This window comes from Oscillibacter valericigenes, from assembly GCF_016902445.1.
Taxonomy (GTDB): Bacteria; Bacillota; Clostridia; order Oscillospirales; family Oscillospiraceae; genus Oscillibacter; species Oscillibacter avistercoris.
In genome coordinates this window covers 157,064-170,955 of sequence record NZ_JACSNX010000002.1, presented here as the reverse complement: position 1 = coordinate 170,955, position 13,892 = coordinate 157,064, and the positions used below count along the sequence as shown (strand labels likewise).

13 protein-coding genes are annotated in these 13,892 nt (G+C 65.2%); 11 read left to right on the top strand and 2 right to left on the bottom strand.

All coding sequences use genetic code 11. The features are described from left to right. Positions 1–196: 196 nt before the first annotated feature. Positions 197–757, bottom strand: a complete 561-nt coding sequence (locus H9X91_RS03200; RefSeq protein WP_204802427.1) for a rhomboid family intramembrane serine protease — start codon at positions 755–757, stop codon at positions 197–199. A 187-nt stretch (positions 758–944) separates the two neighbouring features. Here H9X91_RS03200 and H9X91_RS03195 point away from each other — a divergent pair, with 187 nt between their 5' ends. From H9X91_RS03195 to H9X91_RS03160, 8 genes are all read left to right on the top strand, one after another. After that, positions 945–2,069, top strand: coding sequence for a phosphoribosyltransferase domain-containing protein (locus H9X91_RS03195; protein WP_204802425.1), 1,125 nt, complete (start codon positions 945–947; stop codon positions 2,067–2,069). 10 nt (positions 2,070–2,079) lie between these two features. After that, positions 2,080–3,132 carry a cysteine protease StiP family protein gene (locus H9X91_RS03190; RefSeq protein ID WP_204802423.1) on the top strand — a complete coding sequence of 351 codons (1,053 nt, stop codon included), beginning with the start codon at positions 2,080–2,082 and terminating at the stop codon, positions 3,130–3,132. Position 3,133: 1 nt separating this feature from the next. Further along, positions 3,134–3,901 carry an HAD family hydrolase gene (locus tag H9X91_RS03185; protein ID WP_204802421.1) on the top strand — a complete coding sequence of 256 codons (768 nt, stop codon included), beginning with the start codon at positions 3,134–3,136 and terminating at the stop codon, positions 3,899–3,901. Between the two features lie 56 nt (positions 3,902–3,957). Next, positions 3,958–5,106 carry a TerD family protein gene (locus H9X91_RS03180; protein ID WP_204802419.1) on the top strand — a complete coding sequence of 383 codons (1,149 nt, stop codon included), beginning with the start codon at positions 3,958–3,960 and terminating at the stop codon, positions 5,104–5,106. 22 nt (positions 5,107–5,128) lie between these two features. Next, positions 5,129–6,484 carry a VWA domain-containing protein gene (locus H9X91_RS03175; RefSeq protein ID WP_204802417.1) on the top strand — a complete coding sequence of 452 codons (1,356 nt, stop codon included), beginning with the start codon at positions 5,129–5,131 and terminating at the stop codon, positions 6,482–6,484. A 297-nt stretch (positions 6,485–6,781) separates the two neighbouring features. Beyond that, the gene (locus H9X91_RS03170) at positions 6,782–7,648 is read left to right on the top strand and encodes a LysR family transcriptional regulator (RefSeq protein WP_204802415.1); all 867 of its coding nucleotides are present in this window, start codon (positions 6,782–6,784) and stop codon (positions 7,646–7,648) included. Between the two features lie 406 nt (positions 7,649–8,054). Continuing rightward, positions 8,055–8,861 (top strand): protein-ADP-ribose hydrolase, encoded by an 807-nt coding sequence (locus tag H9X91_RS03165; RefSeq protein ID WP_204802413.1) that lies wholly within the window; start codon positions 8,055–8,057, stop codon positions 8,859–8,861. Beyond that, the gene (locus H9X91_RS03160; protein WP_204802411.1) at positions 8,794–9,672 is read left to right on the top strand and encodes an SIR2 family NAD-dependent protein deacylase; all 879 of its coding nucleotides are present in this window, start codon (positions 8,794–8,796) and stop codon (positions 9,670–9,672) included. The genes H9X91_RS03165 and H9X91_RS03160 overlap by 68 nt, the downstream gene beginning before the upstream one ends. Positions 9,673–9,700: 28 nt before the next feature. On the opposite strand, the gene H9X91_RS03155 is transcribed toward H9X91_RS03160, so the two are convergent. Next, positions 9,701–10,120, bottom strand: a complete 420-nt coding sequence (locus H9X91_RS03155; RefSeq protein WP_204802409.1) for a MerR family transcriptional regulator — start codon at positions 10,118–10,120, stop codon at positions 9,701–9,703. Positions 10,121–10,271: 151 nt separating this feature from the next. Between H9X91_RS03155 and H9X91_RS03150 the strand changes: the two genes are divergently transcribed. The 3 genes from H9X91_RS03150 (at position 10,272) to H9X91_RS03140 (ending at position 13,891) form a co-directional block, all read left to right on the top strand. Further along, complete coding sequence (locus H9X91_RS03150; protein WP_204802407.1) at positions 10,272–11,390, top strand: aldo/keto reductase; 1,119 nt, start codon at positions 10,272–10,274, stop codon at positions 11,388–11,390. A 351-nt stretch (positions 11,391–11,741) separates the two neighbouring features. Next, positions 11,742–13,043, top strand: coding sequence for an MATE family efflux transporter (locus tag H9X91_RS03145; RefSeq protein ID WP_204802405.1), 1,302 nt, complete (start codon positions 11,742–11,744; stop codon positions 13,041–13,043). Beyond that, on the top strand, positions 13,040–13,891 hold the full coding sequence (locus H9X91_RS03140; RefSeq protein ID WP_204802403.1) for an aldo/keto reductase: 852 nt from the start codon (positions 13,040–13,042) through the stop codon (positions 13,889–13,891). The genes H9X91_RS03145 and H9X91_RS03140 overlap by 4 nt, the downstream gene beginning before the upstream one ends. The last annotated feature ends 1 nt before the right edge of the window (position 13,892 follow it).

The window sequence follows — 13,892 nt, the reverse complement described above, 5'->3', positions numbered from 1 at the left end:
GACAGACCCGGGAACTCAGGAAACCGGGAAGGAAGGGTGTGCGCGGGAAACCCGGGAGGGGTGTCCTGCGCCATTCCAATCAACCGTTTTTCAGGACTTTTTGAAGTTCTGAAAAACGTGAGCAGCTTGTCGAAAAATTCTTTTCGACAAGCTGGAGCGGGCATCCGTAGGATGCCCGCTCTTTTTCTGCGGCAGGTCACCGCTTTTTCGCCAGAGCGATGCCGAACACCGTGCCGGTGACGCCGCCCACCAGGTGCATGAAGTTGGCCACATTGTCCCGCAGGGCCACCATGGCGTACACCTCCTGCCCCAGGTACAGCACCGCCGCCAGGATCAGGGTCAGGGGGATGCGGCCGTCCTTCATCCCGGCCAGGGAGGCCAGCATGATCAGCATGAACACGATGCCGCTGGCCCCCAGCAGGGCGGAGCCGGGGAAAAAGATGCACTGCAGGACGCCGGAGACCCCTGCCGTCAGCAGGATGCCGATCAGCAGCGTCCGGCTGCCGTATTTCTCCTCCAGCGGCGGTCCGATCACCAGGAGCAGCAGCATGTTGCCCAGGAAATGGTCAAAGCCGGCGTGGCCCAGCACGTGGCCGAACAGCCGCACGTAGAACAGCGGGTCTGCCATGGAGGAGCGGTAGACGCAGAAGGCGTGGAGCGTGGTCCAGCCGCCGGTGATCCAGTCCAGCACCAGCACCCCCAGGGACAGCAGGAAGAAGGTCAGGATCACAGGAGAGTTGTATTGCAGCTTTTTCATCGCATGCTCCTCTCTGTCCGGCGGCGCCGGGCGTTTTTTCCATCTTATCACAGTTCGCCCGCCGGCGCAATTTGAAATGCCGGAGAGGCGGAAAAGTGGTTTTCTTGCGGCGGGAGCTGTGGTATAATCAAAGCTGGTATCCCGCCTTGCGCGGCCCCGGATCTTATCACGAAGGGAAGAGCACAGGATGCGCCCATACACCGCCGCAGACACCCTGCGGATCGCCAAGCGATACAACAATCCCAAACGCAGCTACCTGCTGGTGAACCCCCTGCAGGCCAAGCACATCCCCGTCAGCCCCACGGCGGCGCTGGAGATGATGTCCGCCCTGGGCGGTCAGGTGGCCGCCCGGTATCCGGAGGCCCGGCTGGTCATCGGCTTCGCCGAGACAGCCACCGCCGTCGGCGCCGCTGTGGCGGCACAGCTGGGGGAGGACTGCGTCTATCTCCACACCACCCGGGAGCCGCTGGGCGGCGACTGGATCCTGTTCCAGGAGGAACACAGCCACGCTGTGGAGCATCAGCTCTCTGCGGAGCATCTGGAGGAGTGGATCGACCGGAGCCCCGCCGTGGTATTCGTGGATGACGAGTTCTCCACCGGCCGGACCCTCATCAACATGGTCCGCCAGCTGCGGGCGCGGTATCCCCGGCTGGCGGAGCGGCAGCTGGCGGCGGCGTCCCTGCTGAGCCGGGTCTCGCCGGAGAACCTGCGGCAGCTGGCGGAGGCCGGCATCGCCTGCGAGTGCCTGGTGCGGCTGGAGGAACAGGACTACGAGGGGATGGTGTCGTCCATCTCTGTGGAGGAAGCCCAGCCCCCGGCGCCGGGGCCGCTGCCGGAGATCCGTACGCTGCGGACGGCGGCGCCGCTGCCGGACCCCCGCAGGGGCGTGACCATGGGGGCGTACCGGGCCTGCTGCGGCGCCGCGGCGGACGAGCTGCTGTCCGCACTGCGGGAGGAGCTGCCCCGGCAGGGCTCCCTGCTGGTGCTGGGGACGGAGGAGTGCATGTGCCCCGCCCTGGCGGTGGGCGCCGCGGCGGAGCGGATGGGCCTGTCCGCCAGGGTGCGCTGCCACGCCGCCACCCGCAGCCCCATCGGCGTCTGCCGGGATCCGGGCTACCCCATCCGGAACGGAGTGCGGCTGCCCAGCTTCTACGGCGGAGACCGAAAGACCTATCTCTATGATCTGGAGGCCTGTGACGCCGCCCTGATCGTGACGGATGCCCCAAAGGCGGCGGACAGCGCCGCCCTCCCCCAGCTGGCGGCAGCCCTGGGGCGGATGGGGTGCCGCCGTGTATTTCTGTGTGGGATTTGAGAGGATCAGCATGTTCAGTACCTATCAGAGCCAGGATGTGACCATCCTGCTGAAAGACATCACCGGCCTGGTGACGCCCCTGGGCACCCGGGAGCGGGAGGCCCGGATCCAGAGCGGCGTCCACTACTCAGAGATGCTGCCGCTGGAATACGAGCCGTCCCAGGCCTATCTGGACGCCTATTTCGACGCCCTGCGGCGGTATGCCGGCCTTACGGCGGAGGCCGTGGCCCGGGCGGCGGAGCAGATCTGGGCGGAGAAGGGGGAGCGGTGCGCCCTGGTCTCCCTGGCCCGGGCGGGGACCCCCATCGGCATCCTGATGCGGCGCTATCTCCGGGGCCGGTACGGCGCCGATGTCCCCCACTACACCATCTCCATCATCCGGGGCCGGGGCATCGACCGCAACGCCATGGCCTACCTGCTGGCCCGCCACGCCCCCGGCGATCTCCAGTTCGTGGACGGCTGGACCGGCAAGGGCGCCATCCAGCGGCAGCTGGACGCCGCCATGGCGGACTATCCCGGAGTGGATCCGGGGCTGGCGGTGCTGTCGGATCCGGCCAATGTGGCGGCCGTCTGCGGCACCCATGACGATTTCCTCATCGCCAGCTCCTGTCTGAATTCCACGGTATCCGGCCTGCTGAGCCGGACGTTCCTCCGCAGTGACATCATCGGACCGGAGGACTTCCACGGCGCTGTCTTTTACCGGGAGCTGATGGACCAGGACCTGACCTACCAGTTCATCGATACCATCCAGGCCCATTTTCCCGCCGGGGCGGAGCCTGCGCCGCCGTCCCGCCGCAGCGGGCAGACCGGGCTGGAGGAGGTCCGGCGGATCGGGGCGGACTTCGGCATCCGGGACATCAACCTCATCAAGCCCAGTATCGGGGAGGCCACCCGGGTCCTGCTGCGGCGGGTGCCCTGGAAGATCCTGGTCCACAGCCTCCGGGACGAGGAACACCTGGGCCACATCTACCAGCTGGCACGGGAGAAGGGCGTGGAGCTGGCGGAGTACCCCCTGGAGAACTACCGGGCCTGCGGCCTGATCCGGGACCTGGCGGACACGTGAGATGATGAAGCGGATTTTATTTGCCACCGATCTGGACAATACGCTGCTGTTCTCCCACCGGCACCGGCAGCCCGGCGACCGGTGCGCGGAGCTTTGGAACGGTGCGGAGCAGGGCTTTTTCACCCCGGAGACCGTGGACCTGCTGCCCCAGGCGGCCCGGCAGGTCCGCCTGCTGCCCATCACCACCCGGTCCATCGCGCAATACCAGCGCATCCGGTGGCCGGCGGGTGCCCTCCCCCGGGAGGCGCTCACTGCCAACGGCGCCGTGCTGCTGCGGGATGGAGAGATCGACCGGGACTGGTACGACCAGTCCTGGGAGCTGGTGCGGGCGCATCAGGGGGCCCTGCGGGACCTGCTGGAGCGGATCTCCGCCCGGGAGGACGTCACCTCCGCCCGCATCGTGGAGAGCATGTATGTCTATGCGGCCTGTTCGGACGCCGCGGCGGCGGAGCGGTGCGCCGCCGCCTGGGCGCAGGACGCTCCCTTTCAGATGGAGGTCTCCGGCAGGAAGGTCTACTGGTTCCCGCCGGGGATCGACAAGGGGACGGCGCTGCGGCGGGCCGCCGGGCGGTACCGGCCGGAGCGGATCCTGTGTGCCGGGGACAGCGTCATCGACGTGCCCATGCTGCGCCGGGCGGACCTGGCGATGATCCCGGACGGGACCCTGCTGCCGGCCCTTCCGGCGGAGCGGACCCTGGTCTGCCAAGAGAACGTCCGGTTCCCGGACTTCGTCCTGCGGACGGTGCTGGCCCAGGCCGGCCCGGGCTGAGGGACCGGCGCGGATCTTGTATCACTGCGCCTGCGGGCGGGGAGAGGAGCTTTGGAATGGAACTGCAAAAAGGACAGAAGTGCAAACTGACGGACCTGACGGAGGATGGCCGGCTGCGGCTTTCCGTGGCAGTGTCTCTGCCGGCGGGAGAGGCGGATGTGACCTGCTTCGGCGTGGACGGCGCGGGCAAGCTGTCCGATGACCGCTATTTCGTCTTCTACAACCAGACCCGCTCGCCGGAGGGGGCCGTCTCCATGGAGCAGTCCGGCAGGACCACGGCCTTTTCCATCGACCTGGGGCGGCTGCCGGACTTCCTGCAGCGGCTGGTGGTGACCATCGCCGTGGAGGACGGCACCATGCAGGCACTGGCCCGGGGCACGCTGCTGCTGGAGGGCGGCCTGGGGCAGGCGTCCTACGCCTTCTCCGGCGCCGGATACCGGCAGGAGAAGGCGCTGATCCTCTGCGAGGTGTACCGCAAGGACGGGATCTGGCGCCTCTCCGTGGTGGACAGCGGCTTCAACGGCGGGCTCTCCGCCCTGCTGGCCCACTTCGGCGGGGAGGAGGCCAGGCCGGATACGCCGGCTCCGTCCCCTGCGCCGGCCCCGGCCCCCGCACCCGCAGAGCCCAGGGTGAATCTCACCAAGATCAGCCTGAAGAAGAGCGGTGAGAGCCATAAGATCGACCTGAAGAAAAACCGTCAGCGGATCCATGTGAATCTGAACTGGGACCAGCGGCAGGGCCTGTTCAGCCGGGGCATCGACCTGGACCTGGCCTGCATGTACCGGCTGAAGGACGGGCGGCAGGGCGTCATCCAGGCGCTGGGCAGCAGCTTCGGCGCCTCCGATCAGCCGCCCTACATCAGGCTGGACAAGGACGACCGCTCCGGCGCCAGCGTCAATGGAGAGAACATGGATTTCTTCCGGCCGGAGCTCATCGACTTCGCCATCGTATTTGCCTTTATCTACGAGGGCGTGCCCAACTGGCGCGCCACCAACGCGCGGGTGGTGCTGAGCCAGCAGGGGGAGCCGGATATCGAGGTCCACATCGACAATCCCAACAGCAACGAGCGATTCTGCGTCCTGGCCAGCCTCACCGGCCGGGACGGCGGCCTGGAGGTCCGGCGGGAGGATCTGTTCTTCAACAGCCACCGGGCCGTGGACGCCCACTATCACTTTGGGTTCCGCTGGGTGGCGGGCCGCAAGTAAATACGGGAGAGGAGCCGAAGACATGATGGAATTGCAGCGGGGACAGAAGATATCCGTGCAGACGGTCTGCCGCTCCTGGACCCTGGAGGTGGAGCTGCGGCACGAGGGACCGCTGACCGTGGACGTATCCTGCTTTGGACTGGACGGCGCCGGCCGTCTCTCTGACGAGCGGTACTTCCTGTTCTACAACCAGCGGCGCACGCCGGACGGGGCGATGGTCCTGGCGGAGGGGCCCTCTGCCGGGACCGCCCGGTTCCAGATCGACCTGGCAGCCCTGCCGGATCAGATCCAGCGGCTCTCCTTCACTGCCGCCGTCGACGGCTCCCGGACCCTGCGGGAGCTGACCCGCGGCAGCATCCGCCTGCTGGCCAGAGGGGAGGAGGCGGTCCGATACGCCTACACGGGAGGAGAGTTTCAGGGGGAGCGGGCCATCGTGGCCGGAGAGCTCTACCGCAAAAACGGAGACTGGAAGTTCAGCGCCGTGGGGAGGGGCTTCAACGGCGGTCTCCGGGCGCTGGTGGAGAGCTTCGGCGGCGTGGTGGCAGACCCGGCGCCTCCGCCGCCGCCATCCAGACCGGCCCCCGCCCCGCCCCGGCAGGGCCATGCCGGCGGCGCGGCCCCATCTGTGGGGGAGATCCTCCGGGCGCTGCCGCCCCGGGTGTGCGCCCGGATGGAGGATCTGGCCCGCCGCAGCCAGGGGGATCTGGAGTTTCTGGCGCCGCTGTACAAATCCGCCTTCGGCGCCCTGGCCCGGTTCCCCCAGGCGGCGGAGCGGGAGCTCTCTGCGGTCCTGTGCGCGGATGCCTCCGGGTCCATGTTCGACTTTTACCGGTCCGGGCACGTGCAGCAGATCTTTGACAAGCTCTTTGCCCTGTCCTCCGCCCTGACGGACCGGGGCGACATGGACTGCTGGGCCTTTGCCGCCAAGAGCCGCCAGCTGGACCCGGTGACGCTGGACAACATCCGGGACTATACCTTCGCCCAGTCCGGCGGCTACGAGCGGTGGATGAGCATGCTCAACTACCAGTACAACAACGAGCCTGAAGCCATGCGGGACGTCATGATGATCTACGGCGGCCAGCACAGGCCGGTGCTGGTGCTGTTCCTGACGGACGGCCGCCTGCAGTCCGACTGGGAGATCGAGGAGATCCTGGTCAAGACCTCCCGTTTTCCGGTGTTCTGGCAGTTCATCGGATTTTATGGGGAGGAATACGGCGTCTTGAACCACCTTGAGGAGATCGACGGCCGCCATACCCGGAACGCCGCATTTCTGAAGCTGGAGGAGTATGATGCCTTTTCAGACAGCAGATTTTATGAGGACCTGCTGACCCACGTGAGTGCCTGGCTGCAGGAGCTGAAGGAAAAACAGATGCTGTGACGGCGGGGGCCAGAGGCTCCCGCTGGGCCGCGCCCCTTTATGCGGGCGCGGTTTTTTGTGCAGAGCGTCTGCGGCCGGCGGATCGTGCGCGGGCGGGGCTGGCTGCGGCGGCCGGGTCCCGGGCCATAATGCCCGCCAGGGGGGAGCGCGTACAGGGCTCCGCCAGCCAGGCGCGCTCCTCCTGCATTTGAAAGATAGCAAATACCTGCTTTTGGCCGTGAGACATAGCTGGATCGTATTTTTTGATGGCGCCGGGCGGAAACGTGTGATATACTGGTGGCGAAAGGAGGCGGCAGCATGGAACTGCGGGTCCTGAAATACTTTCTTGTGGCGGCACGGGAGGAGAACATCACGAAGGCGGCGGCCCTGCTCCACGTGACGCAGCCCACCCTGTCCCGCCAGCTGATGCAGCTGGAGGAGGAGCTGGGCGTGAAGCTCTTTCGCCGGGGGAAATACCGCGTGTCGCTCACGGAGGACGGGATGCTCCTGCGCCGCCGGGCCCAGGAGATCGTGGAGCTGGCGGAGAAGACGGAGCAGGAGTTTCAGCGGCAGGAGGGAGAGCTGGCCGGAGCCATCTCCATCGGCACCGGAGAGTCCAACGGCATGACCGCCCTGTCCCGGAGAATGGCCGGCTTCCGCAGAGAGCACCCGCTGGTGCGGTTCCACATCTACAGCGCCACCGCGGATGAGATCCAGGAGCGGCTGGAAAAGGGCCTGCTGGACCTGGGGATCCTCACAGAGCCGGCGGATATCGGCCGATATGAATTCATCCGCCTGCCCAAGCGGGACCAGTGGGGCGTCTGGGTGGAACGGGAGCACCCGCTGGCCGCCAGGGAGCGTGTCACCCCGCAGGACCTGCTGGGCGTGCCGCTGCTGCTGCCCCAGCGGGAGCGGGTGCAGCAGGAGCTGGCCGGCTGGTTCGGAGATGATTTTGAAAAGGCGGAGGTCGCCGCAACCTACAACCTGATCCTCAATGCCGCCAACATGATCCGGAACGGGGTGGGGATCGCTCTGGGCTTTCTGCTCGGGAACCTGTCGGACGACCTGCGGTTCATCCCCCTGTCGCCGGCACTGGAGACGGGCAGCGTTCTGGTGTGGAAGAAGGACCAGGCGTTCTCCCCGACGGCTGCGGCCTTCCTGCGGGATCTGAGACGTGCGGAATAGGGATCCGGCGGCATACGGCTGCATTGCGCTTCCCGCATTTCGCGATGCAGGCATCCGGATCGGATGCTGGATGAAAACGGCGGCCGGACGATCTGCGCCGCGGACTGCGGAAGCGGACAGAGGCCCCGGGCCGCGCGGCCGCAGGCAAACGCTCTCCGTCCTTTGCTGGGGATGTCTCTTCGGCAGGGGGCGGGGAGCGTTTGATCGTTTTTTCACCGGCATCGCGGCTCTGAAAAGCGGCCGCCGCACCGGCCGTGAGGCGGGGACCGCCTGATCGTTACCGCCAGGTGACCATGTCACAAAAAGGTGCGTACTTTACGGGGACGCGGTCCTGTCGTACAATGGGGAGCACAGGGGAAAGACCCGCGGCCGCCCTGCCGCAGACACTGAGTTGGAGGGGATGCCCATGGACCGAAGGGATCAGCTGGCGTTTTTGATCGATGCCCTGCTGGCGGAGATGCCGGAGTACCGGGAGCAGGCCGGACAGTTTCCGCCTGACGACACAAGTCGGCGGCGGCTGCTCCGCTCCCTGATGAACGTCCGGCCGCCCATGCCGCTGGACCGTGCATTTCTGGAGGTGCAGGACGCCCTTCTCTCCGCTGAAACGGAGGAGAAGGGCGTGGTGGACGGAGACGCGCTGCCGCCAACGGCAGGGGATGCCCGTCTGGTCCTCTGGCAGGGGGATATCACCCGCCTGCGGGCGGACGCCGTCGTGGATGCGGACAACGCCGCCCTGCTGGGGTGTTTCGTCCCCTGCCACGGCTGCATCGACAATGCCATCCATTCGGCGGCGGGCCTGCAGCTCCGGGACGCGTGCGCAGAGATCATGCGGGCCCAGGGGCATCCCGAGCCCGCCGGCCGGGCCAAGCTGACAGGAGGCTATAACCTGCCGGCCCGGTACGTGCTCCACACCGTGGGACCCGTCGTGGGCAGATGGGTGACCTGGAAGGACAGGCGGGAGCTGGCCTCCTGCTACCGCGCCTGCCTGGAGCTGGCGGCGGAGCACGGCCTCCGGTCCGTGGCCTTCTGCTGCATTTCCACGGGGGAATTCCATTTTCCCAATCAGGAGGCAGCTGAGATCGCCGTGAAAACGGTCCGGGAGTTCCTGGACCGGCAGGCGGCTTCCATCGAAAGGGTGATCTTCAATGTTTTCAAGGATCTGGACAGGGACATCTACCGCGGCCTCCTCGGACCTGACCGGGCGGCTGTGTGATGCGCTGGACGCGGCGGACGCGGTGGTGGTCGGGGCCGGCGCGGGCCTGTCCGCCTCCGCCGGTCTCACCTACTCCGGGGAGCGGTTCGAACGGTATTTCGGCGATTTTCAGGCCAGGTACGGCATCCGGGACATGTACGCCGGCGGTTTCTATCCCTTTGAGACCCTGGAGGAGTACTGGGCCTGGTGGAGCCGGCAGATCATGGTGAACCGATATACGAAGGCGCCGAAGCCCGTGTATGAGGACCTTTTGGCCCTGGTGCGGGACAGGGACTGCTTTGTCCTCACCACCAATGTGGACCACCAGTTCCAGCTGGCGGGCTTTGACAAGCAGCGGCTGTTCTACACCCAGGGGGACTACGGATTGTGGCAGTGCTCCGGGCCCTGCCATCAGGAGACCTATGACAACGAGGAGACCGTCCGCAAAATGTTCGCGGAGCAGCGGGACATGCGGGTCCCCGCAGAGCTGGTGCCCCGCTGCCCCAGGTGCAGCCGGCCCATGACCATGAACCTCCGTTGCGACGGCACCTTCGTCCAGGATGCGGGCTGGCATGCCGCCGCCCGACGGTATGAGGACTTCCTGCGGCGGCACAGGGGCGGGCGGGTGCTGTTCCTGGAGCTGGGCGTGGGCGGCAACACGCCGGTCATCATCAAATACCCCTTCTGGAGGATGACGCTGGAGAACCGGCGGGCGGTCTATGTCTGCGTCAATCAACAGGAGGCGTCTGCTCCCGCGGAGCTGAGAAGACAGGCCGTCTGCATCCCGGAGGACATCGGCGCGGTCCTGTCCGCATGCTGCGGCAGGCGATGACGGAGAGGAACTGCCGCCGGACAGGAGCTTATCCGTTCTCCTCTCCATACCGGGCGAGGTAGAGATCTTTCGCGGTCTCCTCTGATCCGGTTTTCGCCGCGATCTCATAAAACGCCAGGGTGCGCCGCGAGTGCTCCAGCGCATTTTGCACAGCGGCCAGCTTCTCCTCCAGCCGCGCGATATGCGTCTGGTAGATGGCAAGGCGCTCATCCAAGGTGACGTCCCTCTGCCTGACCAGGGACATGAAGTGCCGGATCTCCCGGATCGTCAGCCCGGACTCCTTGAAGCACCCGATGAGGTCGATGGCCTCCAGGTCCCGGTCTGAAAAAATGCGGTAGCCGGACTCCTTGCGCTGAAGGTCCGGCAGAAGCCCCTCTTTATCGTAGTACCGGATGGTTGGAATGGACAGGCCGGTCATCTCTGAGACCTGCTTGATGGTGTAGTTCATACAGATCGCTCCTTTGGGTGCAGTATAGCGAAAAAAAGAGCCCTCCGTCAAGAAAAAAGGATTGACTCTCAAGCTTACTTTACCCTTATACTGACGCTGAAAAGGGGCTGTTCCACAGCCGGAAATACGATGAGAGGACGGGTCAGCAAGTATGCAGTATCACGAATTTGACGGGATCCAGCTGTCTCAGCTGGGCATGGGGGCAATGCGGCTTCCTCAGACAGAGCCGGGGTTTGCAAAGCCCATTGACGAGCCGAAAGCCATGGAGCTGATCGACTGCTGTATCTCCCACGGGGTCAACTACTTTGATACGGCGTACATCTACCACATGGGGCAGTCCGAGGTGCTTCTGGGCAAGGCGTTGAAGCGGTATCCCCGGGACAGCTTCTGCGTGGCGGACAAATTCAATGTGCAGGCGGAGCCGGATCATGAAAAACAGTTTGCCCGGCAGCTGGAGCGGCTCCAGATGGACCGCATCGACTTCTACCTGCTCCACGGCGTGACGGACAAGTTGATCTCCGACTATCTGGACCACGGCACGCCGGAGTATTTTCGGGAGCAGAAGCGGCTGGGGAAGATCCGGTATTTCGGCTTCTCCTTCCACGGTTCCCCCGATGCCCTGCGGCAGATGCTGGCCCGCGGCCCATGGGACTTTGTGCAGATCCAGCTGAACTACTACGACTGGTTTCACGGAACAGCCCGGGAGCAGTATGAGATCCTCCGGGAACACGGCATCCCCATCATGGTGATGGAGCCGGCCCACGGCGGGATGCTGGCCGATCTGCCCGAGGCGGGCCGTGATCTTCTGCTGACCGCTAAGCCCGGCGCTGCGGCGGCCTCGTGGGCCTTCCGGTTCCTGCGGACGCTGCCGGGGATCGCCGTGGTTTTGAGCGGGATGTCGGAGCTGGGGCAGGTCAAGGACAATATTCAGACCTTCTCAGACGACAAGCTTCTGTCTGAGGAGGAGATCTCCCTGGTGCGGCAGGTCAGCGACGTGCTCCACGGACTCTATGCGGTGCCCTGTACGGGCTGCCGCTACTGCTGTGCCGACTGTCCCCGGCAGCTGGACATTCCCTTCCTGCTTGCCGCCTTCAACGAGTACAAGACCGGGGGAGAAAAGGACCTGTCCTCCTGGCGTCTGGCTCGCCTGGGCGCCCTGCCGGAGGACAAGCGGCCCTCCGCCTGCATCGGCTGCGGCGCGTGTACCGCCCACTGTCCCCAGGGCCTGGACGTGCCCGCCTATATGAAGGAGATGGCGTCGTTTCTGTAAGCGGCTGAACGAGAGGCGGGGGACCTGCGCGGTATTTGCGCCCCGCCTCCGGCGGGCGGTGCCGCAGCCGATCAGGGGCCTGCCCCGGTCTCTCCCCGCGCCGTTCCGCCCCGGCCCCTCCCTTCCCAATGCAGCGGGGTTGGGCGGATGGGATCCGGAGGCGCGGCTTCCCGTGCCTCTGCGGCGGCCTGCCTGGAAATTGATGCGGGACGTTCGTTTCGGCGGGCCGGAACGGGCTTCCGGCTGCAGAAATAGCAAAAAAGCATCTTTGGCCATGTAGAACAGGCATTTGCGCTTTCCGCAGGTCTGCGCTTATAGTGATTTGAAGTTCAGAAAAGCGTGGAAGGGTACATGGCAGAGAAAGCGTACTTGCAAAAGGATCCCCACCGGCTCACTTTGTGGAGCGTGCAGATGGGAAAGGTGATCGCCCTCAGTGTTCCGGCGATCCTGGCGGAGCTCAGCTCCATGGCGATGCAATACATCGATTCGGCCATGGTGGGGAGCTTGGGGGCGCAGGCTTCGGCCTCCATCGGCCTTGTATCGACTTCGACCTGGCTCCTCAGCGGACTTTGCATTTCGGTCGCCAGCGGCTTCTCCGTCCAGACTGCGCAGCTCATCGGCGCCAAACGGGAGGCGGAGGCAAGAGATGTGCTGCGCCAGTCCTTTGTGGTCGCGCTGCTGTTTGGAATGACGCTCATGGCGCTCGGCGTCTTCATCAGCGCCGCGCTCCCGGTTTGGCTGGGAGGCGACCCGTCCATCCGGGCGGATGCTTCCCGCTATTTTTTGATCTACGCCTGCGCGATGCCCGCTGTGCAGATGCGGCAGCTGAGCGGGAGCATGCTTCAGTGCAGCGGCAATATGCGGACACCGAGCATCCTGAATGCACTGATGTGCGGCCTGGACGTTGTTTTCAACGGTCTCCTGATTTTTGATCAGCTTTCCATCCCGCTGCTCGGGATCAAGATCCCCGGAATGGGCCTTGGTGTCGCCGGCGCGGCATTCGGGACTGCCTTGGCAGAATATGTGACCGCTTGTCTGATGGTTTCTGCCGTCTGCTTCGGCTCTCCGCTGCTGCGGCTCCGCAGCGGCGGGTCCTGGCGCCTGCGCCGGACCTGCATGGCGCGGGCTGCCCGGATCGCGGTGCCGATGGCCTTTGAGCACAGCGTGATGTGCGGGGCGCAGATCGCCTCGACCCGCATCGTCGCCCCCCTCGGGACCGTATCGATCGCCGCGAATTCTCTGGCAGTCACCGCTGAGAGCCTGTGTTATATGCCGGGCTATGGCATCGCCACGGCAGCGACGACCCTGGTGGGACAGAGCATCGGCGCCGGCAGGCGGGATCTTGCCCGAAGGTATGCAAGGCTGGCGGTCCTGCTGGCCGTGATGGTGATGACGGGAATGGCCCTTCTCATGTTCTTTCTGGCCCCGCTGATCTTTTCCCTTTTAACGCCGGATGCGGCTGTTCAGCAGCTCGGCGTCCGTGTGCTTCGGATCGAAGTATTTGCGGAACCCCTGTATGCCGTTTCGATTGCCGCGGCCGGGGCCATGCGGGGGGCTGGAGATACGCTGATCCCCAGTACCGCAATCCCCATATCTCTCTGCAGGAGATCATCGACGCAAACAGAAATTCATAAAAGGAGTGTTTTCACATGACGACCATCACACTGAACGACGGCAACAAGATCCCCGCAGTTGGCTTTGGGGTATTCATGATCCCCGCCGACGGCCCCACCTACGACGCGGTGCGGACGGCCCTCGACGCCGGGTACCGGCACATCGACACAGCGGCCGCCTACTTCAACGAGGCGGACGTGGGCCGGGCGGTCCGGGACAGCGGCATCCCCCGGGAGGAGATCTTCATCACCAGCAAGCTGTGGCTCCAGGACTACGGCTATGAGGCGGCAAAGAAGGGCCTGGACACCTCTCTGGAGAAGCTGGGGATGGACTATGTGGACCTCTACCTGCTCCACCAGCCCTACGGCGATGTGGCCGGGGCGTGGAAGGCGCTGGAGGAGGCCAAGGCCGCGGGCAAGGTCCGGTCCATCGGCGTGAGCAACATGACGCCGAAGATCTGGAAGGAGTTCGTTCCCCAGTTCAAGACCCTCCCGGCGGTGAACCAGGTGGAGTGCAACCCCTTCTTCCAGCAGCGGGAGCTGCGGGAACTGCTGGCCAAGGATGATGTGAAGATCGAGGCCTATCAGCCTCTAGGCCACGGGGACAGCAGCCTGCTCTCCCACCCCGTCATTGCCAAGCTGGCGGAGAAATACGGCAAAAACGCCGGCCAGATCATCCTCCGCTTTGAAGTGCAGGACGGACTCATCGTACTGCCCAAGTCCACCAATCCGGAGCGTATCGCCGGAAACCTCCGTATTTTTGATTTTGAACTGACGGAAGACGAAATGAATCAGATGTACGCTCTGGACACAGGTAAGGGGAGCCACGACCCGGAGGCCCCCGGCGTGGCGGAGATGCTGCTCCAGAACTATAAGATCCACGATTGAT

What these genes read in the sequence shown, in the direction of transcription:
- H9X91_RS03155 (WP_204802409.1), bottom strand. Translation starts at nt 10,120, where the DNA reads ATGAACTACACCATCAAGCAGGTCTCAGAGATGACCGGCCTGTCCATT.
- H9X91_RS03180 (WP_204802419.1), top strand. Translation starts at nt 3,958, where the DNA reads ATGGAACTGCAAAAAGGACAGAAGTGCAAACTGACGGACCTGACGGAG.
- H9X91_RS03175 (WP_204802417.1), top strand. Translation starts at nt 5,129, where the DNA reads ATGATGGAATTGCAGCGGGGACAGAAGATATCCGTGCAGACGGTCTGC.
- H9X91_RS03170 (WP_204802415.1), top strand. Translation starts at nt 6,782, where the DNA reads ATGGAACTGCGGGTCCTGAAATACTTTCTTGTGGCGGCACGGGAGGAG.
- H9X91_RS03160 (WP_204802411.1), top strand. Translation starts at nt 8,794, where the DNA reads ATGTTTTCAAGGATCTGGACAGGGACATCTACCGCGGCCTCCTCGGAC.
- H9X91_RS03195 (WP_204802425.1), top strand. Translation starts at nt 945, where the DNA reads ATGCGCCCATACACCGCCGCAGACACCCTGCGGATCGCCAAGCGATAC.
- H9X91_RS03200 (WP_204802427.1), bottom strand. Translation starts at nt 757, where the DNA reads ATGAAAAAGCTGCAATACAACTCTCCTGTGATCCTGACCTTCTTCCTG.
- H9X91_RS03150 (WP_204802407.1), top strand. Translation starts at nt 10,272, where the DNA reads ATGCAGTATCACGAATTTGACGGGATCCAGCTGTCTCAGCTGGGCATG.
- H9X91_RS03165 (WP_204802413.1), top strand. Translation starts at nt 8,055, where the DNA reads ATGGACCGAAGGGATCAGCTGGCGTTTTTGATCGATGCCCTGCTGGCG.
- H9X91_RS03185 (WP_204802421.1), top strand. Translation starts at nt 3,134, where the DNA reads ATGATGAAGCGGATTTTATTTGCCACCGATCTGGACAATACGCTGCTG.
- H9X91_RS03145 (WP_204802405.1), top strand. Translation starts at nt 11,742, where the DNA reads ATGGCAGAGAAAGCGTACTTGCAAAAGGATCCCCACCGGCTCACTTTG.
- H9X91_RS03190 (WP_204802423.1), top strand. Translation starts at nt 2,080, where the DNA reads ATGTTCAGTACCTATCAGAGCCAGGATGTGACCATCCTGCTGAAAGAC.
- H9X91_RS03140 (WP_204802403.1), top strand. Translation starts at nt 13,040, where the DNA reads ATGACGACCATCACACTGAACGACGGCAACAAGATCCCCGCAGTTGGC.